The organism is Streptomyces sp. 1-11, from assembly GCF_007176755.1.
Lineage (GTDB): Bacteria > Actinomycetota > Actinomycetes > Streptomycetales > Streptomycetaceae > Streptomyces.
The window spans coordinates 183,847-206,424 of sequence record NZ_BJTV01000010.1; the positions used below are offsets into that span (position 1 = coordinate 183,847).

Here is a 22,578-nt window from a genome sequence, read left to right on the forward strand (position 1 = left end):
GCGTTGTGGGGCGCCGCACACTCAACCACCCCCGACAACAGCCCGCAAGATGTCGCGCTAATTTCGTAATTGATTGACAGACGCGCAGTACGGCCTGCGCGTGCGGCGTCGGCGTGACGGCCTCAACAGGCAATCCACGGGTGCCAGAACAGCCCGCTGCCCGCCTCGGGAGGCACCCGAGGCGGGCCGGCTCGCCCTCGTCACGAGGGCAGGGAACGCACGCAAATGTGTTGCAAGGTTCCGCAAACGGCTTGCGGATGCCTCAGGGGTTGATGTCGATCTTGAAGGTGCTGGTCGTGTTGCGGACGTCCACCGCGTTGCCGCTCAGCCGGAGGCCGTTGAACGTCACCTCGCCGACGGCGGGACCCTGACCCGCCTCCGGCATCTCGTTGGCCCACAGGCCGAAGCCCGACTTGGCGTCGTAGGCGTCCCCGCTCCTGCGGGCGCCGCTGATGGAGACGTCGGTGAAGACGGTGTCCTTGACGGGGTACTGCGGCTGCCCGCCGGAGTAGTTGGTCTGGAACATCACCCCGCTGTAGGTGGGATCGACGATGTCGACGTGGTTGACCCGGATGCCCTGGAACACCTTCGACGCGGAGAAGACCCAGATGGCCGGGAAGGTCTGCGCGCCCCAGAAGTGGCCGCCGGCCCGCTCGATGGTCACGTTCTCGAAGGTCGTCGGATCGGTCCCGAAGCCGTTCATCGGGTAGCCGAAGTCCAGGGAGGAGATGGTGATCCCGGAGTACACCAGCGTGTCCGCGATGCGGATGTTGCGGAAGGTGTTGTGGTAGCCGCCGTAGACGGCCACGCCCGCCGCGCGCCAGGTCAGGGTGCTGGTCAGGTTCTCGTAGACGTTGTTCTTCTCGTCCGCGCCGCCCGCGTCGATCGCCGAGAACAGCGCGAAGCTGTCGTCGCCGGTGGCGCGCGCGTCGTTGTTGGTGACCAGGTTGTCGGTGGAGCCGTTGGTCATGTTGATCCCGTCGGCGAACATGTCGCGGATCCGGGAGTTCCTGATGGTGATCCGGTCCGTGTCGGCCCCCCAGTACAGGCAGACCATGTGCTCGTTCCAGATGTCGTCGATGACGATGTCCGAGACGCCCGAGAAGTTGAACACCTTGCCCGGGCCGTCTATCCGTGAGGTGTAGTTGCCGAAGTACGCGAAGCCCTTGAAGAGCGAGCCCTTGGCGGTCGCGTCGGCCCGGAAGCCGATGTCGGTGTTCTCCTGCGCCGCCGGCGCGTGGAAGGCCGTGTACCAGGGTCCGGCGCCGACCACCTTCACGGCCTTGCCGTACACCTGGAACTTGCTCGACGTCTCGTAGTCGCCGGGCGGCAGGTAGACGCCGACGAGCTTGCCGGTGGTGTCCATGCGCACCCTGTCCAGGGCGTCCTGCACGGCCTGGTGGGTGAGTCCGGTGGGCACGGCGTAAGCGGCGGGGTCGGGGTTGGCGACCGGCGCCACCTGTTCCAGGCTGACGAAGTCGATGGCGTACGTCGAGGTGTTCGCGGCGTCCTTCTGCAGCCGGATGGTGCTGCCCTTCGGCACGGTCTCGCCGAGGAGGACGTGCGCCTCGTCGTAGATGTGCCGCGGGGCGCCGGAGCCGGGTGAGTTGCCGGGCGCGGTCTCCGCCCCGTACAGCCAGGCGTACTTCGACGTCAGGGGCAGCGCCTTCTTGAGGACGCCGTCGACGTAGACGTCGATCGTCGTGTCGATGCCGCCGCCGCCCGGCGCGTCCGGGACGGAGAAGCGGGCCACCAGGGTGTTGGTCGCGGCGCGGGTGGTGAACTCCACGTACTGCCCCGTCGCGTTCAGGGTGACGGCCTTGCGGCCGGAGGCCTCGCCGGCGATGTCGCCCACGGTGCGGTTGGGCCCGACCACCTTGGCTCCGCCGCCGGTGGTGCCGTCCTCCGCCTCGTACATGTCGTAGGGCATGTGGGCGCCGCGGCCGACGAACAGCGGCTGGACGGAGGTGTTGTTCGCGCGCTTGACCGGCACTTCCTCGGCGTCGTCGGCGACGACGGTCCGCACGGTGTACGAGCCGTCGGCGGCGGTCCACGGGCCCAGCCGGACGTCCTGCGCGGAGCCGGCCGCGAGGGTGCCGTCCCAGGAGCCGGTCAGGGTCTTGACCGTGCCGCCCTTGGAGTCGGTCAGGGTGAGGGTGACGCCGTGGGCGCCCGCGGCGCTGGCCCGGGTGCCCTGGTTCCTCAGGGTCACCCTGAAGGTGACCTCGTCGCCCGCCGTCGGGCTGGACGGGGAGGTGGTCACCGCCGAGGCGACCAGGTCGGAGCTGTCGACGGGCTTGACGACCAGCGGACCGGGGCTGGTGTAGGTGTTGTTGGACTCGTTCTGCTCGATCACCGCGTCACCGTCGTCGGCGACGGCGCCGAGCGGGTAGGTCCCCGCGTCGCGCTGTCCGAGGGAGGCGGTGACGGTGGTCTTCTCCCCCGCCGCGAGGGCGCCGACCTGCGCGGTGGCGGCCTTGGTGCCGCCGAGGGTCACGGCGACCCTGCTCGGCGGGGCGGCGGCCGGGCCGCTGTTGCGCACGGTGGCCGACACCGTGACGGAGTCCGACTCGACCGGGGCGGCCGGCGACACGGTCAGGCCGGTGACCTCCAGGTCGGGGTTGGGCGCCGGGACCCCGATCACCTGGAACTCGGCGAGCTGGCCGCCGGTGGCGCCGGAGTTGGCCGTGAACCGCAGCCGCACGTCGGCCACCCGGGCGGTGACCGGGACGGTGACGGCGTTGCCGTCGGCCGGGTCGAAGGTGTAGCTCCTCGCCGCGACCAGGGACGTGAAGCCGTCGGCGCTCTGCTCCCGGCCCAGCACCTCGATCGTCTGCGTCCGCCTGGCCCAGAGGGAGTCCGGGTTCAGCTTCAGCACGAGGCGGTCCAGGTCGGCGTTGGCGCCCAGCTCGACGGTCAGCGTGTTCGGGTAGCTGCCGGCCGCGCCCTCCCAGTAGGTCGTGGTGTTGTTGTCGTCGGCGTTCGCGGCGACGTAGGGGTCGACGGCGGAGGAGGCGGCGATGGGCTTGCCGACGGCGAGGTCGGAACCCGCGCCCCCGGTGCCGTTGCGGGTCACGCTGTCGCTGGGCGCGGACCGGTTGCCGGCCGCGTCCCGGGCGCGCACGTAGTAGGTCACCGTGCGCGTCGGGGGCTGGGTGTCGGTGAAGGCGGTGACGTCACCGGCGACGCTGTCGCGCAGGGTGTTGTCGGCGTAGACGTCGTAGCCGGTGACCCGGGTGTCGTCCGTGGACGCGGTCCAGGTCAGCTTGATCGTGCCGGCCGCCGGCTCGGTGTACGCCAGGTTCGTGGGGGCGGTCGGTGCCTGGGTGTCGCCCTTGTCGCCGGTGCGGGTGACGGTGTTGCTGTCGCCCGACTGGTTGCCGGCCGCGTCGCGGGCCCGTACGTAGTAGGAGACGGTCTCGCCGGCCGGGCGGATGTCGGTGTACGTGGTGACGTCACCGGCGACGCCGGCCAGCAGCGAGCCGTTGGCGTAGACGTCGTACCCGGTCACCGCGACGTCGTCGGTGGCCGCGTGCCAGCTCAGCCGCACCTGTCCGGTGGCGGGCTCGGTGAGCGCCAGTCCGGCCGGGGCGCTGGGGGCCCGGGTGTCCCCCGTCAGCGGCCCGTACACCTCCATCTCGGCGATCTGGGCGCCTGGCTGCGCGGAGTTGGCCGTCACGAGCACCCGGACGTAGCGGGTGGTGGTGGCGTCCAGGGCGACGGTCGCCGAGTTGCCCGTCGCCGGGTCGAAGGTGAGGGCGCGGGAGGCGGTCAGATCGGTGAAGTCCGTGCCGTTCGCGCTGCCCTGGACCTTGAGCGTCTGGCTGCGCTTCTCCCAGCCGGCGGGCAGCCGCAGCACCACGCGGTCGACACGCACCGAGGAGCCGAGGTCGGCGCGCAGCCACTGCGGGAAGTCGTCGTTGCCGCTCTCCCAGTACGTGGCCCGGTTGCCGTCGCCCGCGTTCTGCGGGACGTACGTCTGGGTGTGGCTGCTCGCGGTCAGGATCCGGCCGGCGGCCAGGTTCGCCGACGACTCACCGGCGGCGTGCACCTCCAGCTCGGCGAGCTGCGCCGCGCGCCAGCCGGTGTTGGCGGTGACGTCGATCCGTACGAACCTGGTCCGGGCCGCCGGGAAGGCGACCGTGACGGTGTTCCCGGCCCCCGGGCTGAAGGTGTACGAGGCGGAGGTCTTCAGCGTGCTGAAACTCGTGCCGTCGGCGCTGCCCTGGACGGAGAGGGTCTCGGCCCGGCTCTCCCAGCCGGCGGGCAGCTTGAGGACGACCTCGTCCACGTTCTCGGTCGTGCCCAGGTCGGTCTGCACCCACTGGGGTAAGTCGGAGCCGGCGCTCTGCCAGTAGGTGCCCTGGTCGCCGTCGGTGATGTTCGCGGCGGCGTACTCGCTGTGGGCGCTGCTGGCCGACGACCTGTCCCCCAGTGCGATGTCCGGTCCTCCGGCGGCCCGGGCGGTCACCACCGGGCCGACCAGCGCCAGCAGGCTGGTCACGATCACGGCGCTCAGGCACCGCGATCCCCTTCTGCGGATTCTCATCAGTCCCTCGAATCTAGGCCTCATGAATGAAACGCATGGATGTCTTCTCTTTGCGTTGAACGCTCAGAGAGTTCCAGAGAGCTGTTGAGTCGTCTACGCTGCCGACGCGAGAACTTGTGGTCCAGGGCATACGAGAACACCGGTACGGGGACACCGCTGTGCGGTGTCCCCGTACCGGTGTTCGGCCGGGAGGCGAGGAGGCGGGATCAGCCCGCGGGCGGGGGCGCCGTGGAGCCGCGGAGTACCAGTTCGGGCTCGAAGAGCAGCTCACCGGGGTGCGAACGGGTGCCCTGGAGCTGGGCGCAGAGCAACTCGACCGCCGCCCGGCCCATCGCCTCGATGGGCTGACGGACCGTCGACAGCGGCGGCTCGGTGCAGTTCATGAAGGCGGAGTCGTCGTAGCCGACGACCGACACGTCCCCGGGGACGCTCAGTCCGCGCCTGCGCACCGCCCTTATGGCGCCGAGCGCCAGCGGGTCGCTGGCGCACACGATGCCGGTCACCCCGCGCTCCAGGAGCCGGGCGGCCGCGGCCTGTCCGCCCTCGAGCGAGAACATGGACCGCGCGACGAACTCCTCCGGCAGCTCGGCGCCGTTGCCGCGCGCCACCGCCCGGGCGGCCTCCAGCTTGCGGCGCGAGGGGACGTGGTCGCTCGGGCCGAGGACCAGCCCGATCCGCTCGTGCCCCAGGGAGGCGAGGTGGCGCCAGGCCTGCTCGACGGCGACGGCGTCGTCGCAGGCGACACAGGGGAAGTCGAGGCCCTCGATGGAGGCGTTGATCAGGACCACCGGGATGTCCCGCTCGGCGAGCTGCCGGTAGTGGTCGTGCGGCGCGTCGGCCTGCGCGAACAGACCGCCCGCGAAGACCACGCCGGACACCTGCTGCTGCAGCAGGAGGTCCACGTAGTCCGCCTCGGAGACGCCGCCCTTGGTCTGGGTGCAGAGCACCGGCGTCAGCCCCTGCTGGGCCAGCGCGGCGCCGATGACCTCGGCGAACGCCGGGAAGATCGGGTTCTGCAGCTCCGGCAGGACGAGCCCGACCAGCCGGGCCCGCTCGCCGCGCAGCTGCGTGGGCCGCTCGTAGCCGAGGACGTCGAGAGCGGTGAGCACGGACTGGCGGGTCGACTCCGAGACACCGGGCTTGCCATTGAGGACACGACTGACCGTCGCCTCGCTGACCCCCACTTTCTTAGCCACCTGAGCAAGTCGTCGCGTCATGTACGCAAGCCTAGCGCAATTCCCGCAAATGAATTGCGGTGATTGCCGCCCGCGTTGGCGGCGCGTGCGGCGCCGTCCGTTCCCGCGGATCTCGCGTGCTTCTCGCTTCAGCGGGCCGAGCCCGGGTGGAACTTGGGGAGCCGTACGGTGATCTTCGTGCCGGCCCCGACGCCGGTCTCGATGACGAGGCCGTGGCCGTCGCCGTAGACCTGGCGCAGCCGCATGTCCACGTTGCTCAGGCCGATCCCGGCGGACGGCCCGCCGCGTCCGCGCAGCAGGTCGCGCAGGCGCTGCGGGTCCATGCCGACGCCGTCGTCCTCGATGACGACGCGGGCCTCGGTGCCCTCGTCCTCGGCGGTGATGGTGATCCGGCCGCGGTCCACGGACTCCTCCAGACCGTGTTTGAGCGCGTTCTCGACGAGGGGCTGCAGGCAGAGGAACGGCAGGGTGACGGGCAGTACCTCGGGGGCGATCCGCAAGGTCACCTCCAGGCGTCTGCCGAAGCGGGCGCGGGCGAGTTCCAGGTACTGCTCGATCGAGCGCAGCTCCTCGGCGAGCGTGGTGAAGTCGCCGCCCCGGCGGAAGGAGTAGCGCGTGAAGTCGGCGAACTCCAGCAGCAGTTCCCTGGCCCGCTCGGGGTCGGTGCGGACGAACGAGGCGATGGAGGCGAGCGAGTTGTAGATGAAGTGCGGGGATATCTGGGCGCGCAGGGCCCGGATCTCGGCCTCGATCACGCTGGAGCGCGCCCGGTCCAGGTCGACGAGTTCGAGCTGTACGGAGACCCAGCGGGCGACTTCCTCGGCGGCCCGCACCACGACGGCGGACTCCTGGTCGGCGAAGGCGGCCAGGGCGCCGGCCGCCCGGCCGTCGACCGTCAGCGGGACCACCACCCCCCAGCGCACGGGGCAGCGGGCGTCGGGGCAGGCGAGCGGGAAGGTCCGGGTGCGCGCGGCGTGGGCGAGGTGGGCCTCGGCCGCGGCCCGGTGGTGGTCGCCGGCGCCGTCCCAGGCGAGCACGGACTCCTGGTCGGCGAGGGCGAGGGCGACGGTGCCGAGCAGCGGCCGCAGCCGGCGGGCCGCCTTGCGGGCGGTGTCCGGGGTGAGTCCGGCGCGCAGCGGCGGCGCGGCGAGGGAGGCGGTGTGCAGGGTGTGGAAGGTGGCCCGCTCGACCGGGGTGCCCACGTCGGCCGGGTTCTCCTGCTGCCGGCGGGCGCCGGCGTGGCCGAGGGCGGCGCCCAGGGCGAACAGTGCGAGAGCGGCCACGGCGAGGACGACGGTGCCCAGCGCGGTCACGAGCGGCGTCCCGCGGCCCGCCGGGCACCGCCGTGCGGGACGCCCAGGGCGCTCGCCGGCTCGGGCAGGTGGAGCCGGGCCATCGTGGCGGCGACGGACGCCGGGACCCGGTGCCGGGTGGCCAGGGAGATCAGCACCATGGCCGCGAAGCCCACGGGCACCGACCAGACGGCCGGCCAGGCCAGCAGGGTGTGCAGCGGGCCGGATCCCGCCCCGCCGGCGATGGTCACGGTCACCGCGGTGAGCGCGGATCCGCCGCCGAGGAGCAGTCCGGCGACCGCGCCGGGCGGGGTCAGGCCGCGCCACCAGATGCCGAGGAGCAGCAGCGGGCAGAACGAGGAGGCGGACACGGCGAAGGCGAGACCGACCGCGTCGGCCACCGGCAGGTCGCTGACGACGGCGCTGGCGGCCGTGGGCACCGCGATGGCGGGCAGGGTCGCGAGCCGGTAGTTGCGGATGCCGAGGGTGGGCAGTACGTCCTGGGCGAGCACCCCGGCCACGGACATGGTCAGTCCGGAGACGGTGGACAGGAACGCCGCGCAGGCGCCGCCGGCGACCAGGGCGCCCAGCAGGTCGCCGCCGGGCCCGCCGATCAGCCGCTGCGGCAGGACGAGCACCGCCGCGTCGGTGTCGCCGGTCAGCAGCAGGTCGGGGGCGTAGAGCCGGCCGAGCACGCCGTAGAGCGGGACCAGCAGGTAGAAGGCGCCGAGGAGTCCGAGGACGACGACGGTGGTGCGGCGGGCGGCCCGGCCGTCGGGGTTGGTGTAGAAGCGGACGACGACGTGCGGCAGGCCCATGGTCCCGAGGAAGGTGGCGAGGATCAGCCCGTAGGTGGCGTACAGGCCGTTCTGTTCGCGGCCCTCCGACAGCGGCTGCGTCCAGCCGGCGGGGGCCGCGTCGGGCCCGCCGTCGCCGGGCAGCGGCACGGGGGCGCCGGGCGGGAAGTTCAGGGCGGTGCCGGGGCCGATCCGGTGGGTGCCCGCGCCGAGGGTCAGCGGGCCGCCGTCCAGGGGCCGTCCGTCGACCGTCCCGGTGACGGTGACGCGCACCGGCTCGTGGACGGTCAGGGTCAGCGGCCGGTCCACGGCGACCCGGGTGGAGCGCTGGAAGACGGGCCGCTCGTCCCAGGCGGGCGCCGGGGCCCGGTCGGCGCGCCAGGCGATGAGCAGGAACACGGCGGGCACCAGCAGGGCCGTGAGCTTCAGCCAGTACTGGAACGCCTGGACGAACGTGACGCTGCGCATGCCGCCGGCGGCCACCGCCACGGTGACCACGGCGGCGACGACCAGGCCGCCGGACCAGCCGGGCGCGCCGGTGAGCAGCCGCAGGATCAGCCCGGCACCACGGAGCTGGGGCAGCATGTAGAGCCAGCCGACGCCGACCACGAGCACCCCTGCGATCCGCCGCACGGCACGGGACTCCAGACGGGCCTCGGCGAAGTCCGGCAGGGTGTAGGCGCCGGACCGGCGCAGCGGGGCGGCGACGAAGGCGAGCAGGACCAGGAACCCCGCGGTGTAGCCGATGGGGAACCAGAGCATGTCGGCGCCCTGGGCGAGGAGCAGTCCGGCGATGCCGAGGAAGGAGGCGGCGGACAGGTACTCGCCGCTGACGGCGAAGGCGTTGAGCCGCGGCCGGACGCTGCGCGAGGCGACGTAGAAGTCGGAGGTGGTGCGCGAGACGCGCAGGCCCAGCGCGCCGACCAGCACCGTGGCCAGGACCACGGCCGACACCCCGGCGATTCCGTACGTCTGGTTCAACGCCCGGTCACGTCACCCTCGTTGCGCTCGGCCCGGCGGACGTACCAGGCTCCGGCGCAGAGCAGGACCGGGTACGGCGCCACGCCGAGCAGCAGCCAGACGGCGAGCGGGACGTCGTGCCGCGCGCCGCCGGCCGGGACGAGCCGCAGGAGTACGGGGAGCGGTCCGAGGGAGGCGGCGAGCAGGGCCGTCGTGGTGAGAGCGGCCCGGAGCTGACGGCGCATCAGCGAACGGACGGAGGCGTCGTCGCCCGGGGTTGCGGCGCGGCCGCCGGGCGGGGCGGCGGCGCGGGGCGGGGGGAGGCCGGCGCGGTCGGTGCGGGGGCGTCCGGTGACCACCTCCCTGCGAGGGACGGATTCCGCACCCATCACGCACTCCCCGGCACCGCGGTGATCACCCTTGTTGCCGCGAGTGTACGCAGCGCGGGGGCGGTCAGGTAGACACCGGACGCGGATCGCCGCCGGGCCGCCGCGGCCGCCGCGCGCGGGTCCGGCGACCGCCCGCGTCACCGCCGTCCGCGTACCGTGCCCCGGGCCCGCGCGGCCAGCAGGTCCCGCAGTTCCCGGGCGTTGCGGCGGCTCACGGCGAGGATCCGGTCGCCGATCCGGACGGTCAGGTTGCCGCCGTCCAGGCGGAGTTCCTCGATGCGGCCGAGGGCGACCAGGCGGCTGCGGTGGATGCGGACGAAGCCGCGCGGGCGCCACTGCTCCTCCAGGGTGGTCAGCGGGACGCGCACCAGGTGGCTGCCGTGCGGGGTGTGCAGGCGGGCGTAGTCGCCCTGGGCCTCGACGTAGGTGATGTCGGCGACGGGCACGAACCGCGTCACGCCGCCGAGTTCCACGGGGACCTGGTCGCCGGGGCCGCCCGCCGGGGCGGGGCCGGACGGCGGGAGCCGGGGCGGTCGGGGTCCCTGCCCGGCCCTGGTCAGTTCGGCGACCCGCCGTACGGCCTCCGCGAAGCGTTCCTTGCGCAGGGGCTTGAGCAGGTAGTCGACGGCCTTGAGGTCGAACGCCCGCAGCGCGAAGTCCTCGTGGGCGGTGACGAAGACGATCAGCGGCGGGTCCGGGTGGCGGCCGAGCAGACCGGCCAGGTCCAGGCCGCTCAGGCCGGGCATGTTGATGTCGAGGAAGACGACGTCGAAGGCGTCCGGGCCGCCGGGGCCCGCCGCCGTGGCGTCCTCCAGCAGGCGCATCGCGGCGGTGGCGTCCAGGGCGGGTACGACGCCGCCGATCCGCTCGTCCTGCTCCAGGAGGTACAGCAGTTCCCCGAGCGCGGGTTCCTCGTCGTCCACCGCGAGCGCGCGCAGCGGCTCCTGCCCGTCGCCGGCCCGCGGCCCGGGCCGTCCGGCCGCGCCCATGTCCCGCATCTCCTCGTCCCCCGCCCTCTCGTCCTCCGCCGGACCGCCGGTTCCCGCGCCGGCGTACGCGCGCGCGTCCGCCCGAAGGCATCCTCGCCCCTCGGTGCCGCGGCCGTCGAGAAGCCGGCCGGCACCGCGCGCCGGTCAGTCCGGCAGCCGCATGCGCACCCTCTCCCCGGGCCCGACCCGCACCACCCGGTCCGGCAGGCGGAAGTCGATGGGCGGGCGGCCGGTGGCGGCCGGCACGACGGCCTCCAGCATGCCCGCGCGCAGCCGCAGCCGTACGCCCCAAAGGCCTTGGTAGCGCAGGGAGAAGCCGTAGGAGGAGAGTTCCGGCAGCGGCACCGGGTCGAGCCAGAGGGCGCCGTCGCGGGTCTCCAGGCCGGTGAGGCAGCGCTGTACGAGGTCGAGGGTGCCGGCCATGGCGCCCAGGTGGATGCCCTCACCGGTGGTGCCGCCCTGGACGTCGGCGATGTCGCCGCGCAGCGCCTCCTGGACGAAGCCCCACGCGTCCGCGCGGCGGGCGCGGGCCAGGATCCAGCCGTGCACCAGACCGCTGAGGGTGGAGCCGTGGGAGGTGCGGTGCAGGTAGTGGTCGACCGTCGCGGACCAGATGTCCTCGTCCATGCGGTGCCCCAGCCGCCGGAACAGGGACTGGAGTTCGGCGGGCGAGAACAGGTAGCCCAGCATCAGCACGTCGGCCTGCTTCGATGCCTTGTAGCGGTTGACGGTGTCGCCCTCCGCCTCCAGGATCCGGTCCAGGCGCCGGATGTCGCCGTACCGGTCGCGGTAGCCCTGCCAGTCCAGTTCGGCGAGGTCGCCGTAGCCCTCGAACTGGCTGATCACGCCCTCGTGGTGGGGCACGTGGAGGGTCCTGGAGACCTCCTCCCAGCGGGCGAGTTCGTCCTCCTCAAGGCCGATGAGCTCGGCGAGTTCGCGGCGGCGCGGCTCGGGCAGGTCGCGCAGCAGGCCGAGCGCGCGCAGCAGCACCCAGGCGGCGGTCACGTTCGTGTACGCGTTGTCGTCCAGGCCGGGCCGGTCGGCGCCGGGGTAGGCGTCGTGGTACTCGTCGGGGCCGACCACGCCCAGGATGCGGTGCCGGCCGAGGTGTTCGTCGTAGGTGGCCGAGTCGGCCCAGAAGCGGGCGATCTGCAGCAGCATCTCGGCGCCCTCGGTGTGCAGGAACTCGGTGTCGCCGGTGGCCTCGCAGTACTGCCACACGTTGTACGCCACCGCCGAGCCGACGTGCCGCTGCAGCCGGGAGTGGTCCGGCAGCCAGCGCCCGGAGCGCGGGTTGAGGTGCAGCTCCTGGGTCTCCTCCCGGCCGTCGCTGCCGCTCTGCCACGGGTACAGGGCGCCGCGCCGGCCGGCTTCGCGGGCCGTGTGGCAGGCGGCGTCCATGCGGCGGTGGCGGTAGCGGAGCAACGCCCGGGAGACCTCGGGCAGATGGAGGTTGAGGTAGGGCAGCACGAACAGCTCGTCCCAGAAGACGTGTCCCCGGTACGCCTCGCCGTGCAGTCCGCGGGCGGGAACGCCGACGTCGAGGTCGGCGGTGTGCGGGGAGAGGCACTGCAGCACGTGGAAGAGGTGCAGGCGCAGGATGCTGCCGGGCTCGCCCGGTACGTCGAGTTCGGCCCGCCGCCACAACTGCTCCCAGGCCGTGGCGTGCGAGGCGAGCAGGTCGTCGAAGTCGGGTGCGGTGTCGGCCCGGTCGACGGCGGCGCACAGCGGGTCGCCGATGGCGGGGTCGTGGGAGGTGTGCAGGGCGACGCACTTGTCGACGGTGACCGTGCGGCCGGGCGCGAGTCCCAGGCGCAGGCGCCGCACGGCCCGGGTCGGCTCGTGCGCGTCGGCCGCGGGGGCGTCGGCGGTCAGCCGGCAGGCGAGCCCGACGGTGATGTCCGAGGTGCGGGTGCGGCAGCGCAGCCACATCGCGCCGGACTCGGCGCTGCCCGTCTCGACCTGGGTGAGGTGGCGGCCGTCCAGGTCGCGGTAGCGGGCCACTCCGGAGTTGGTGACGCCGCCGTCGAGCGCGGCCTCGACGTCGATCTCGCCGGTCCAGTCCTCGGCGGTGACGTCGGTGCGCAGGGCGGCGAGGTGCGGGTCGCCCATGTGGACCAGCCGCAGTTGCCGCACCAGGAGCGTGCCGCCGCCGTCCAGCGGGTACCGGGTGCGGCGTTCCAGCACGCCCGGGTCCAGGTGGAGGATCTGCCGGTGCTCGGCGACCGGGGCGGTGTCGGGTCCGAGCCAGTCGTGGCCGGCGGGGCGGATGCGCAGCGGCAGCCAGTCGGGCAGGTTGACCATGTCCTCGTTCTCGACCCGGCGGCCGGCGACGTCGGAGGTGAGCCGGTTGTAGACGCCGGCCGCGTAGGTGCCCGGGTAGTGCACGTCGTCCGCGGCGTACTCGGGCAGCGCGCCGCGGGTGGCGAAGTAGCCGTTGCCCAGGGTGCACAGCGACTCCCGCAGGCGTTCCTCGGCGGGGTCGTAGCCGTCGTACTCCCACAGCAGTCCCGGCACCTGGGCGGTCCCCCTCTCCGGGTCCCTCTCCGGGTCCCTCGCCGTGGCCGTCACCGTTCGGACAGCAGTCCGGACAGGATCCGGTCCGGGGTCAGGGGCAGTTCGCGGAACCGGATCCCGGTGGCGTGGTGGACGGCGTTGCCGAGGGCGGCGGCGATGCCGACGATGCCGATCTCGCCGATGCCCTTGCTGCCCATGGGGTTGAGGTGCGGGTCGTCCTCCTCGATCCAGTGCGCCTCCACGTCGGGTACGTCGGCGTGGGCGGGCACGTGGTACGAGGCGAGGTCGGCCTCGGGGAAGTCGCCGAACGGGACGTCCATGGTGCTGCCCTCGGTCAGGGCCATGCCCAGGCCCATGGTCATGCCGCCGACGAACTGGGAGCGCGCGGTGCGGGCGTTGAGGATCCGCCCGGCGGCGAAGACGCCGAGCATCCTGCGGGCCCGGACCTCGCCGGTGACGGTGTCGACGGCCACCTCGGCGAAGTGGGCGCCGAAGGCGTGCCGGGCGTACGGGGATTCGGCGTCCGCCCGGCCTGCGGTGTCGGAGCGGGCGACGAGTCCGTCGGCGGGCAGCGGGCCCCGCTGCTCGGCGAGCCGGACCGCCAGGGCGGCGCACGCCTCGTGCACGGCCCAGCCCCAGGAGGCGGTGCCGGAGGAGCCGCCCGCCAGCGACGCCGGGGGCAGGTCGCTGCGGCCCACTTCGGTGCGCACCCGGTCCAGGGGCACGCAGAGCGCGTCGGCCGCCACCTGGGCGAGGACCGTGCGGGCGCCGGTGCCGATGTCGGCTGCGTCCACCCTGATGACGTAGGTGCCGTCGGGCAGGGCCTGCGCGGAGGCGGTGGACGGCCAGATCTGGACCGGGTAGGTCGCCGCGGCCACTCCGGTGCCGATGAGCAGCGGGCCCTCGGCGGCGGAGCGCGGACGCGGGTCGCGCCGGTCCCAGCCGAAGCGGCGGGCGCCCTCGCGCAGGCACTCGGCGAGGTGGCGGCTGCTGAACGGCTTGCCGCTGCCGGGTTCGGCGTCCGGCTCGTTGCGGATCCGCAGTTCCACCGGGTCCAGGCGCAGGGCGTCGGCGAGTTCGTCGACCGCCGACTCCAGGGCGTACATGCCGGGGGCCTCGCCGGGGGCGCGCATCCAGGACGGGCTGGGCACGTCCAGCGGCACCACCCGGTGGGTGCTGAGCAGGTGCGGGGCGGCGTACATGACCCGGGAGGGCACCGCGGCCTGCTCCACGAACTCCTTGACGTGCGAGGTGTGCGTGGTGACCTCGTGCAGCAGCGCCGAGAGGTGTCCGTCGGCGGTGGCGCCGAGGCGCAGCCGGTGCAGGGTGGGGGCGCGGTGGCCGACGACGGTGGGCAGGTACCGGCGGGGGTAGGCCACCGTGACCGGCCGGCCGGTGTGCCGTGCGGCCATCGCGGCGAGCACGACGTCGGGGCGCGGGGTGCCCTTGGAGCCGAAGCCGCCGCCGACGTGCTCGGCCACCACGGTGACGTGTTCCTCGGGCAGGCCGAAGAGACCGGCGAGCACGGACCGGACGGTCGTGGCGCCCTGGCTGGAGGTGTGGACGGTCAGCCGGCCGCCGTCCCAGTGCGCGGTGCTCGCGTGCGGTTCCATGGGGTGGTTGTGCAGGGGCGGCACCCGGTACTCGGTGTCCAGGCGGACGTCGGCGGCGGCGTAGACGCCGTGCGGGTCGCCGTGTTCGACGCGGCCCGGCTGGCCGCCGTTGGCCTCCTCCGGCTCGTAGGCGTCCGGGTGGTCCGGGCGGAGCACGACGTCGTGCTGCTCGGTGGCGTAGCCGACGCGGACGGCCCGGGCCGCGGCCCTGGCCGCCTCCGGGGTCTCGGCGACGGCGAGGGCGACGCACCAGCCCCGGTGCGGCACGTGCCGGTTCTGCAGGACGGCGAGGGTGGCGTCGTCCGTATTGCCGAGGCGGGGGGCGTCGCCGGGGGTCAGCACGGCGAGGACGCCGGGCAGCGCGAGCGCGGCCGAGGTGTCCACGCCGGTGACCCGGCCGCGGGCCACGGCGGCGGGCACCGGCCAGGCGTGGGCGCGGCCGGGCAGCGGATACTCGGCGGCGTAGCGGGCCTTCCCGGTGACCTTCTCCCGTCCTTCCCGCCGTCCGGCGGGGGCCCCGAGGGCGGTGCCGGTCCGCGGGGTGGGGAGGGGGTCCTGCTCCAGGGCTCCCGTGCCGGGGCGCCGGCCGGCGCCGGCTTCGGGGGCGGCGGCGGTGCGGGCGAGGGGGTCGTCGTGCGGCAGCCCGGTCCCGGCCACGGGGTCGTCCCGGGGCGCCCCGGTGGCGGCCATCGGGTCGTCGTGCGGCAGCCCCGTCCCGGTCGTCGGGTCGTCCCGCGGCAGCCCGGTGGCGGCCATCGGATCGTCGTGCGGCAGCCCGGTCCCGGGCAGCGGGCCGCCGTGCGCCAGTGGGTCGTTCGCCATCGGGTTCTCCTCGGGTCGGCCGGGTCCGTGGGTCAGGCCGCCGCGGGGGCGGGCGCGAGGCGGTTCAGGACGTCCAGTGCGAGGTTGCGGGCGAGGGGCACCTTGTAGGCGTTGTCGCGCAGCGGCTCCGCGCGGTCCAGTTCCAGGGCGACGGCGCCCTCGAAGGCCTCGGGGGTGGCCGCCGCGCCCAGCAGGGCCGTCTCCGCGTGGTGGGCCCGCCAGGGCCGGTGGGCCAGGCCGCCGAAGGCGAGCCCCACCTGGTCCACGACGCCGTCCGCGACCCGCAGCACGACGGCCACGGAAGCCAGGGCGAAGGCGTACGAGGCCCGGTCGCGGGCCTTGCGGTAGGCGGAGGGCACGCCGGCCCGGGCGGCCGGGAGCAGCACCCCCGTGATCAGCTCGCCGGGGCGGATCTCGGTGTCCCGCTCCGGACGCACCCCGGGCAGCCGGTGGAAGTCGGCCACCGGGATGCTGCGGCCGCCCTCGGCGCCGTACAGCTCGACCCGGGCGTCGAGGGCCGCGAGGGCCACGGCCATGTCGGAGGGGTGGGTGGCGATGCAGTGCGAGGAGTGGCCGAGCACGGCGTGGTCGCGGTGGACGCCCTCCAGGGCGCCGCAGCCGCTGCCCGGCTCGCGCTTGTTGCAGGGCTTGTCCAGGTCCTGGAAGTACGGGCAGCGGGTGCGCTGGAGCAGGTTGCCACCGGTCGTGGCGGCGTTGCGGAGCTGGCCGGAGGCGCCGGCGAGCAGCGCCTGGGAGAGCACCGGGTAACGGTCGCGGACGAGCGGGTGGGCGGCGAGGTCGCTGTTGCGGACGGTGGCGCCGACGCGCAGCGCGCCGTCCGGGAGTTCCTCGACCGCGTCCAGCGGCAGCCGGCCGACGTCGATGAGGACTGCGGGGCTCTCCACGCCGAGTTTCATCAGGTCGACGAGGTTGGTGCCGCCGGCGAGGTAGCGGGCGCCGGGGTGGGCGGCGTGGGCCTCGACGGCCTCCTGGACGCCGGTGGGCCTGAGGTATCCGAAGCTCTTCACCCGATCACGTCCTCCACCGCTTCGACGATGCGCGGATAGGCGCCGCAGCGGCACAGGTTGCCGCTGAGCCGTTCGCGGATCTCGGTCCGGTCCAGCGGCACGGGCCGGCCGGAGGGCTCCGCGGGGTCGGTGACGTGCGAGGGGTGGCCGGCCGCGGCCTCGGCGATCATGCCCACGGCCGAGCAGAGCTGCCCCGGCGTGCAGTAGCCGCACTGGAACGCGTCGCGTTCGAGGAAGGCCCGCTGCAGGGGGTGCGGCTCCTCGCCGTCGCCGCCGAGTCCCTCGACGGTGGTGACCTCGCTGCCGTCGAGGGTGACGGCGAGCAGCAGACAGCCGTTGACGCGCCGCCCGTCCACCAGGACGGTGCAGGCGCCGCACTGACCGTGGTCGCAGCCCTTCTTGGAGCCGGTGAGACCGAGGTCCTCGCGGAGCAGGTCCAGCAGGACCCGCCGGTGGTCGACGAGCAGGGTGTGCGGTTTGCCGTTCACCCGAAGGGTGATCTCCGAGTGCGGGTCGAGCCGGTCTTCTCTGGTCATGGCGGGAAGGCCTTCCGGGCGGGCCGCGGTGTCCGGCACACCGCGTATCCAGGCTGCGACGCCTCACACTTCCCGGCCACTCCAGGGCCCCGCGCGGCCCCCGCCGCCGGGCCGGCCGGTGGGGCCGCGGCGGCGGGGGCGGGACACGGGGTCTCCTGGGGGGCGGGGTCAGCCGGTGTAGCCGGCGAAGACGCGGGTGTAGTCCCACGCGGACTGGGAGACACCGGAGCAGCTGTCGGCGGGGCCGCCGGCGCAGGGGCGGTCGCGGTTGGCGGACCAGAAGGTGAGCCGGGCCAGGTGGTGTGCCTGCGCGTAGGCCAGGATGGTCCGGAAGTCGTTCACCGTGACGGTCTCGTTGTCGTCGGTGACGCCGTTCATGGACGAGATGCCCATGTCCCGGTAGGCCTGGTCGTCGCTGTAGTGGTAGGCGTTCTTCAGCGCGTTCTTCAGGCCCTCGGCGGCCTGCGTGGTGAGGTTGCCCATGTTCTGTCCGGCGCCGCCGAAGTCGAACGGCATGATGGCCCAGGCGTCGACGGTCAGTCCGGAGGAGGCGGCCCGGTTGATGAGGCCGGTGTCGGGGCCGCTCTGCCCGGTGCCGATGGTGATGTACACCTTCAGGCCGGGGTTGGCGGCCTTGACGGTCTTCAGCGCGTCCACGGTCCGCTGCTGCACGGTGGGGTTGCTGTAGGCGTCGGCCTCGATGTCGATGTCGATCGCCTTCAGGCCGTAGGCGTCGACGACCTTCTGGTAGGCGGCGGCGAGTTCGCCCGCGCTGGAGCAGGAGCTCTCCAGCTTGTTGCCGCTGTAGCCGCCGAAGGACGGGATGACGTCACCGCCGTTCGCCCGCACGGTGCTCACCGTCTGCTGGTCGACGCCGCCGGTCAGCGGGCGGCTGCCGTCCCACTGCGGGTTGCAGTGGCCGTTGCTGAGCACGAAGGCCAGGGTGAACCACTTCACGCCGGTGGCCTGGGTGACGGTGGTGGGGCTGGGCGGGCTGCCCCAGCCGTTGTACAGGTAGGGGGCGACGGCCATCGGCGCGGACGGGGTGGTGCCGCCGCCCGCCGCGGGGGCGTTCCACTTCTGGTTGGCTCCGCCGCCGCAGCTCCAGATCTGCACACGGGTGCCGTTCGCGGAGTTGTTGTCAGTGACGTCCAGGCACTTGTCGGCCTGCGGGTTGACGATGTCGTGGGCGGCGGTGACGGTCCACTTCTGGTTCGCGCCGCCGGTACAGGACCACAGTTGCGCCTTGGCGCCGTCGGCGGTCGAGTTCCCGGTCACGTCCAGGCACTTGCCGAGGGCGCGGATGGTGCCGTCGGCGCCGACCGTCCACTGCTGGGCGGCGGTGCCGTTGCAGTCGTAGAGCTGCACGGGCGTGCCGTCGGCGGAGGCGGCCCCGGCGACGTCGAGGCACTTGCCGGCGAGGCCGGTGACGGTGCCGGTGGCGGCCTGGGCGGGGGCGGCGGCGAGCAGCCCGGCGGCGAGGGACAGGGCGGCGAGCGGTACGGCCGCGGTGAGCGGTCTGGCCATGTGGGAGCCGGCCTTTCACGTGGGGGGCGGCCGGACGCGGGACAGCGGCGGGGACCGCGGGTCCGAGCGTACGGCGTCTTTGTTTAAGGCGTGAAGTTAAAGGTACGGACCACAGGCGTCAAGGGTTTGGACAGCGGTCATGTATCTGGACGGACACGGCGCACGCCCCGGTGCCCCGCGACCTGCCGGTACGGCCGGCCGCGGGGAGGCGCGGCCGTCAGACCGCGGGCACCTCGCCGTCGCGGCGGGCGAAGCGGGTGCGGTGCGGCTCGCCGTCGCGGCGGGCGAACTGGGTGCGGTGCAGCTCGGCGTACCGCCCGTCCGCCGCGAGCAGTTCGTCGTGCGTGCCGCGTTCGACGATCCGGCCGGACTCCACCACCAGGATCTGGTCGGCGGCCCGCACGGTGGACAGCCGGTGGGCGATCACCACAGCGGTGCGCCCTTCCAGCGCCTCGGTGAGGGCCTCCTGCACGGCCGCCTCCGAGGTGTTGTCCAGGTGGGCGGTGGCCTCGTCGAGGATGACCACGCGCTGGCGGGCCAGCAGCAGGCGGGCGATGGTCATGCGCTGGCGTTCGCCGCCGGAGAGCCGGTAGCCGCGCTCGCCGACGACCGTGTCCAGACCGTCCGGCAGGGCGCGCACCACCTCGGCGAGGCGGGCACGGCCGAGCGCGTCCCACAGCTCCTCGTCCGTGGCGTCCGGGCCGGCCAGCAGCAGGTTGGCGCGGACGGTGTCGTGGAAGAGGTGGCCGTCCTGGGTGACCATGCCGAGGGTGGCCCGCAGCGAGGCGGCGGTCAGGTCGCGTACGTCGGTCCCGCCGATCCGCACGGCCCCGGAGCCCACGTCGTACAGGCGCGGCAGGAGCTGCGCGATGGTCGACTTGCCGGCGCCGGAGGAGCCGACCAGGGCGACGGTCTGTCCGGGCTCGGCGCGGAAGGAGACGCCGTGCAGGACCTCGGTGCCGCCGCGGGTGTCCAGGGCGGCGACCTCCTCCAGGGAGGCGAGGGAGACCTGGTCGGCGGCCGGGTAGGCGAACCGGACGTCGTCGAACTCCACGGCGACCGGCCCGGCCGGGACCTCGACGGCGCCGGGCTTCTCCTCGATGAGCGGCTTGAGGTCGAGCACCTCGAAGACGCGCTCGAAGCTGACCAGGGCGGACATGACCTCGACGCGGGCCCCGGCGAGCGCGGTGAGCGGGGCGTACAGGCGGGTGAGCAGCAGGGCCAGGGAGACGACCGCGCCGGCCTCCAGGGTGCCGTGCAGCGCGAACCAGCCGCCGAGGCCGTAGACGAGGGCCAGGGCGAGGGCGGAGACGAGGGTGAGGGAGGTGATGAACACCGACTGCGCGGTGGCCGTGCGCACCCCGATGTCGCGCACCCGTCGGGCGCGGGCCGCGAACTCCGCCGACTCCTCCTCCGGACGGCCGAACAGCTTCACCAGGGTGGCGCCGGGCGCGGAGAAGCGTTCGGTCATCCGGGTGCCCATGGCCGCGTTGAGGGCCGCCGCCTCCCGCTGCATGCGGGCCATGCGGCTGCCCATGCGGCGGGCGGGCAGCACGAACACCGGCAGCAGCACCAGCGCGAGCAGGGTGATCTGCCAGGACAGGGTTAGCATCACCGCGAGCGTGAGCAGCAGCGTGACGAGGTTGGTCACCACGCCCGAGAGGGTGTTGGCGAACGCGCGCTGGGCGCCGATCACGTCGTTGTTGAGACGGCTGACCAGCGCTCCCGTACGGGTACGTGTGAAGAACGCGACGGGCATGCGCTGCACATGATCGAACACGGCCGTGCGCAGGTCGAGGATGAGCCCCTCCCCGAGCGACGCCGACAGGCGCCGGCCGAGGATGCCCAGCCCCGCCTCCGCGAGCGCGACCAGCGCGATGAGCAGGGAGAGCCGTACGACGGTACGGGAGTCGTGGCCTGCCACGATCGCGTCGACGACGTGGCCGGCCAGCACCGGGGTGGCCACGGCCAGCAGGGCCGTCACCACCCCGAGCAGGACGAAGCGGGCGATGCCCGCGCGGTGCGGGCGGGCGAAGGCGGCGATGCGGCGCAGCGTGGCGCGGGCGAGGGGGCGGCGGTCGGCCTGCGCGTTCATGACGCTGTGCAACTGCGTCCAGGCGGTGGTCTCCATGCTCATGGAGAGAACGTAGGACCTCAAGCGTCGTTGAGGTCAATGTCCGCGCCTCCCCGATTCCGCCGGCCTCCCCCGCGTCCGGAGGGCCCCATGACTCCTTCCGCTCATCCGCTGCCCGTCCGTAAGCCGCCGTCCGCGCCCGCGCCATCCGCCGTTGGCGCGGCGCGGAGAACCTCTCCCGGTGTGACAGCGCTCCGATTCCCCGACGTCCCCCGGGGCCGCCTCCCCCGGCGTCTCCCGGTCCGGCACGTGCTGTGCGCCGTGCCGCTCGTGCTGCTCGCCGTGGCCGCGGTGCGGCACCGCTCGGTGGTCGCCGAGGGCTTCGGCCAGTTGCGCACCGCCTCCTGGCCGTGGCTGCTGGCGGCGGCCGGCGCGACCTGCCTGACCTGGGTGGCGGCCGCGTTCACCCGGCAGGGCGCGGTGGTGCAGCCGCTGCCGAAGGGACGGCTGCTGGCCACCCAGTTCGCGGCGGGCGCGGCCAACCACCTGCTGCCCACCGGGCTCGGGGCGAGCGCGGTGAACCTGCGCTTCATGAGCGTGTGCGGGGTGCCGCCGGCCCGGTCCTCGGCCGCGCTCGCCCTCTACCTGCTGGCGGAGAGCGCGGGCCGGCTCGGTCTGCTGGCCGCGTTGCTGGTGGCCTTCCCGGACGCGCTGCGGCCCGGCACGCCGCTGCCCGGCGGTCACGCGCCGGTGCTGCTGGCCGGCGCGGGTGCGCTGGTGCTGCTGGCGGCGGCCGCGCTGACCCTGGTGCGGCGGCTGCGCACGGCCGTGTCCGCCTTCCTGCGGGACGCCCTGGCCGAGGCGCGGTCGGTGCACACGCGTCCGGCCCGGGCGCTGGCCCTGTGGGGCGGCTCGCTGGCCTTCCCGGCCTGCCAGGCGGCCGGTCTGGCCGCGGTGGGCCGGGCGCTGGACCTGCCCGTGCCGCCCGCGCACATCGCGCTCGCCTACCTCGCGGCGACGGTCGCGGTCGCGCTGGTGCCGGCGCCGGGCGGCCTCGGATCGGTGGAGGCGGCCCTGGTCGTGGCGCTGGTCGCGGCGGGCGGCCCGGCCGCGGTGGCCACGGCGGTGGTGCTGGCCTACCGGGTCATCACCGTGTGGCTGCCGCTGCTGCCGGGGGCGCTGACGCTGGGGGCGTTGGTGCGGCTGAAGGTCATCTGAACGGCGCTCCGCACGGCGCCGCCGGCTCACCGGCGGGCCGGAGACGCGGCCGGTGCGGAAGCCCGTGCCGGCGGTCCACGAAGGGGGCTTCCCGGAGGTCGGCGGCGCCGGCGCGCCGGGAGTACTCTGCCAGGCCTCACCACAGCGAGAGGGGTCCCATGCCGGTCCGCGTGGAACGCAGGGAGCACGTCACCACGGTCGTGCTGTCCCGGCCCGAGGCCCGCAACGCGGTCGACGGCCCGACGGCCGCCGAACTCGCCGCCGCCTTCCGGGCGTTCGAGGCGGACGACACCGCGCGGGTGGCGGTGCTGTGGGGCGAGGGCGGCACGTTCTGCGCGGGCGCCGACCTGAAGGCGGTCGGCACGGAGCGCGGCAACCGGGTCGCGGAGGACGGCGACGGCCCCATGGGACCGACCCGGTTGCGGCTGTCGAAGCCGGTGATCGCGGCCGTCGCGGGGCACGCCGTCGCGGGCGGCCTCGAACTGGCCCTGTGGTGCGATCTCCGGGTCGCCGAGGAGGACGCCGTGTTCGGGGTGTTCTGCCGCCGCTGGGGCGTTCCGCTGATCGACGGCGGCACGGTGCGCCTGCCCCGGCTGATCGGTACCAGCAGGGCCATGGACATGATCCTGACCGGCCGTCCGGTACCGGCGCGCGAGGCCTACGACATCGGCCTGGCCAACCGTGTGGTGCCGGCCGGCCGCGCCCGCGCCGAGGCCGAGGATCTCGCGGCGGCCGTCGCCCGCTTCCCGCAGGCCTGTCTGCGCGGCGACCGGGCTTCGCTGCTGGACCAGGAGGGACAGGACGAGGAGACGGCGATGCGCGGTGAACTCCGCTACGGCGTCGCCGTGCTGGCGGAGGGCCTGGAGGGCGCGGCGCGGTTCGCCGGGGGCGCGGGACGGCACGGGTCCTTCACTGAACTCTGAGGACCCGTGCCGTCTTGGCTCTGAGGTCCCGTGCCGTCCCGGCTGCGAGGATCCGTGCCGTCCCAGAGGACCCGTGCCGTCCACGGAACTCTGAGGGCCCGTGCCGTCCCGGCTGCGGGGAGCCGTGCCGTCCCACGGCTCGCGGGGC

14 protein-coding genes are annotated in these 22,578 nt (G+C 74.2%); 2 read left to right on the forward strand and 12 right to left on the reverse strand.

Features of this window, described 5'->3' with window-relative positions:
- Positions 1–262 precede the first annotated feature (262 nt).
- The 12 genes from TNCT1_RS22350 to TNCT1_RS22405 all read right to left on the reverse strand — a co-directional run bounded on the left by TNCT1_RS22350 (position 263) and on the right by TNCT1_RS22405 (position 20,352).
- Positions 263–4,549, reverse strand: a complete 4,287-nt coding sequence (locus tag TNCT1_RS22350) for a discoidin domain-containing protein (RefSeq protein ID WP_143634941.1) — start codon at positions 4,547–4,549, stop codon at positions 263–265.
- Positions 4,550–4,755: 206 nt separating this feature from the next.
- Positions 4,756–5,766 (reverse strand): LacI family DNA-binding transcriptional regulator, encoded by a 1,011-nt coding sequence (locus tag TNCT1_RS22355; RefSeq protein ID WP_143634943.1) that lies wholly within the window; start codon positions 5,764–5,766, stop codon positions 4,756–4,758.
- 107 nt (positions 5,767–5,873) lie between these two features.
- The gene (locus TNCT1_RS22360) at positions 5,874–7,058 is read right to left on the reverse strand and encodes a sensor histidine kinase (protein ID WP_174266397.1); all 1,185 of its coding nucleotides are present in this window, start codon (positions 7,056–7,058) and stop codon (positions 5,874–5,876) included.
- Positions 7,055–8,815 carry a cation acetate symporter gene (locus TNCT1_RS22365; RefSeq protein ID WP_143634945.1) on the reverse strand — a complete coding sequence of 587 codons (1,761 nt, stop codon included), beginning with the start codon at positions 8,813–8,815 and terminating at the stop codon, positions 7,055–7,057. Before TNCT1_RS22365 ends, TNCT1_RS22360 begins: the two co-directional genes overlap by 4 nt.
- Complete coding sequence (locus tag TNCT1_RS22370) at positions 8,812–9,183, reverse strand: hypothetical protein (protein ID WP_143634947.1); 372 nt, start codon at positions 9,181–9,183, stop codon at positions 8,812–8,814. The genes TNCT1_RS22365 and TNCT1_RS22370 overlap by 4 nt, the downstream gene beginning before the upstream one ends.
- 137 nt (positions 9,184–9,320) lie before the next feature.
- The gene (locus tag TNCT1_RS22375) at positions 9,321–10,172 is read right to left on the reverse strand and encodes a LytTR family DNA-binding domain-containing protein (protein ID WP_143634949.1); all 852 of its coding nucleotides are present in this window, start codon (positions 10,170–10,172) and stop codon (positions 9,321–9,323) included.
- A 144-nt stretch (positions 10,173–10,316) separates the two neighbouring features.
- On the reverse strand, positions 10,317–12,689 hold the full coding sequence (locus tag TNCT1_RS22380; protein ID WP_143635129.1) for a glycoside hydrolase family 65 protein: 2,373 nt from the start codon (positions 12,687–12,689) through the stop codon (positions 10,317–10,319).
- Positions 12,690–12,739: 50 nt separating this feature from the next.
- Positions 12,740–15,124, reverse strand: coding sequence for a xanthine dehydrogenase family protein molybdopterin-binding subunit (locus TNCT1_RS22385; RefSeq protein ID WP_235902824.1), 2,385 nt, complete (start codon positions 15,122–15,124; stop codon positions 12,740–12,742).
- A gap of 32 nt (positions 15,125–15,156) precedes the next feature.
- Positions 15,157–16,152 carry a xanthine dehydrogenase family protein subunit M gene (locus TNCT1_RS22390; RefSeq protein WP_143634951.1) on the reverse strand — a complete coding sequence of 332 codons (996 nt, stop codon included), beginning with the start codon at positions 16,150–16,152 and terminating at the stop codon, positions 15,157–15,159.
- A complete protein-coding gene (locus TNCT1_RS22395; RefSeq protein ID WP_143634953.1) occupies positions 16,149–16,688 on the reverse strand; it encodes a (2Fe-2S)-binding protein in 540 nt (179 codons plus the stop codon). The genes TNCT1_RS22390 and TNCT1_RS22395 overlap by 4 nt, the downstream gene beginning before the upstream one ends.
- Positions 16,689–16,856: 168 nt before the next feature.
- On the reverse strand, positions 16,857–18,215 hold the full coding sequence (locus TNCT1_RS22400; protein ID WP_143634955.1) for a lectin: 1,359 nt from the start codon (positions 18,213–18,215) through the stop codon (positions 16,857–16,859).
- A gap of 217 nt (positions 18,216–18,432) precedes the next feature.
- The gene (locus tag TNCT1_RS22405; RefSeq protein ID WP_373920498.1) at positions 18,433–20,352 is read right to left on the reverse strand and encodes an ABC transporter ATP-binding protein; all 1,920 of its coding nucleotides are present in this window, start codon (positions 20,350–20,352) and stop codon (positions 18,433–18,435) included.
- Positions 20,353–20,439: 87 nt separating this feature from the next.
- Here TNCT1_RS22405 and TNCT1_RS22410 point away from each other — a divergent pair, with 87 nt between their 5' ends.
- Both TNCT1_RS22410 and TNCT1_RS22415 read left to right on the forward strand, forming a co-directional pair.
- Positions 20,440–21,507 (forward strand): lysylphosphatidylglycerol synthase transmembrane domain-containing protein, encoded by a 1,068-nt coding sequence (locus TNCT1_RS22410; RefSeq protein WP_143634957.1) that lies wholly within the window; start codon positions 20,440–20,442, stop codon positions 21,505–21,507.
- A gap of 158 nt (positions 21,508–21,665) precedes the next feature.
- Positions 21,666–22,430, forward strand: a complete 765-nt coding sequence (locus TNCT1_RS22415; RefSeq protein ID WP_143634959.1) for a crotonase/enoyl-CoA hydratase family protein — start codon at positions 21,666–21,668, stop codon at positions 22,428–22,430.
- Positions 22,431–22,578: the final 148 nt, after the last annotated feature.

Coding starts and splice junctions, on each gene's coding strand:
- TNCT1_RS22350 (WP_143634941.1), bottom strand. CDS start 4,549: ATGAGAATCCGCAGAAGGGGATCGCGGTGCCTGAGCGCCGTGATCGTG.
- TNCT1_RS22355 (WP_143634943.1), bottom strand. CDS start 5,766: ATGACGCGACGACTTGCTCAGGTGGCTAAGAAAGTGGGGGTCAGCGAG.
- TNCT1_RS22370 (WP_143634947.1), bottom strand. CDS start 9,183: ATGGGTGCGGAATCCGTCCCTCGCAGGGAGGTGGTCACCGGACGCCCC.
- TNCT1_RS22375 (WP_143634949.1), bottom strand. CDS start 10,172: ATGGGCGCGGCCGGACGGCCCGGGCCGCGGGCCGGCGACGGGCAGGAG.
- TNCT1_RS22385 (WP_235902824.1), bottom strand. CDS start 15,124: ATGGCGAACGACCCACTGGCGCACGGCGGCCCGCTGCCCGGGACCGGG.
- TNCT1_RS22395 (WP_143634953.1), bottom strand. CDS start 16,688: ATGACCAGAGAAGACCGGCTCGACCCGCACTCGGAGATCACCCTTCGG.
- TNCT1_RS22400 (WP_143634955.1), bottom strand. CDS start 18,215: ATGGCCAGACCGCTCACCGCGGCCGTACCGCTCGCCGCCCTGTCCCTC.
- TNCT1_RS22405 (WP_373920498.1), bottom strand. CDS start 20,352: ATGAGCATGGAGACCACCGCCTGGACGCAGTTGCACAGCGTCATGAAC.
- TNCT1_RS22410 (WP_143634957.1), top strand. CDS start 20,440: ATGACTCCTTCCGCTCATCCGCTGCCCGTCCGTAAGCCGCCGTCCGCG.
- TNCT1_RS22415 (WP_143634959.1), top strand. CDS start 21,666: ATGCCGGTCCGCGTGGAACGCAGGGAGCACGTCACCACGGTCGTGCTG.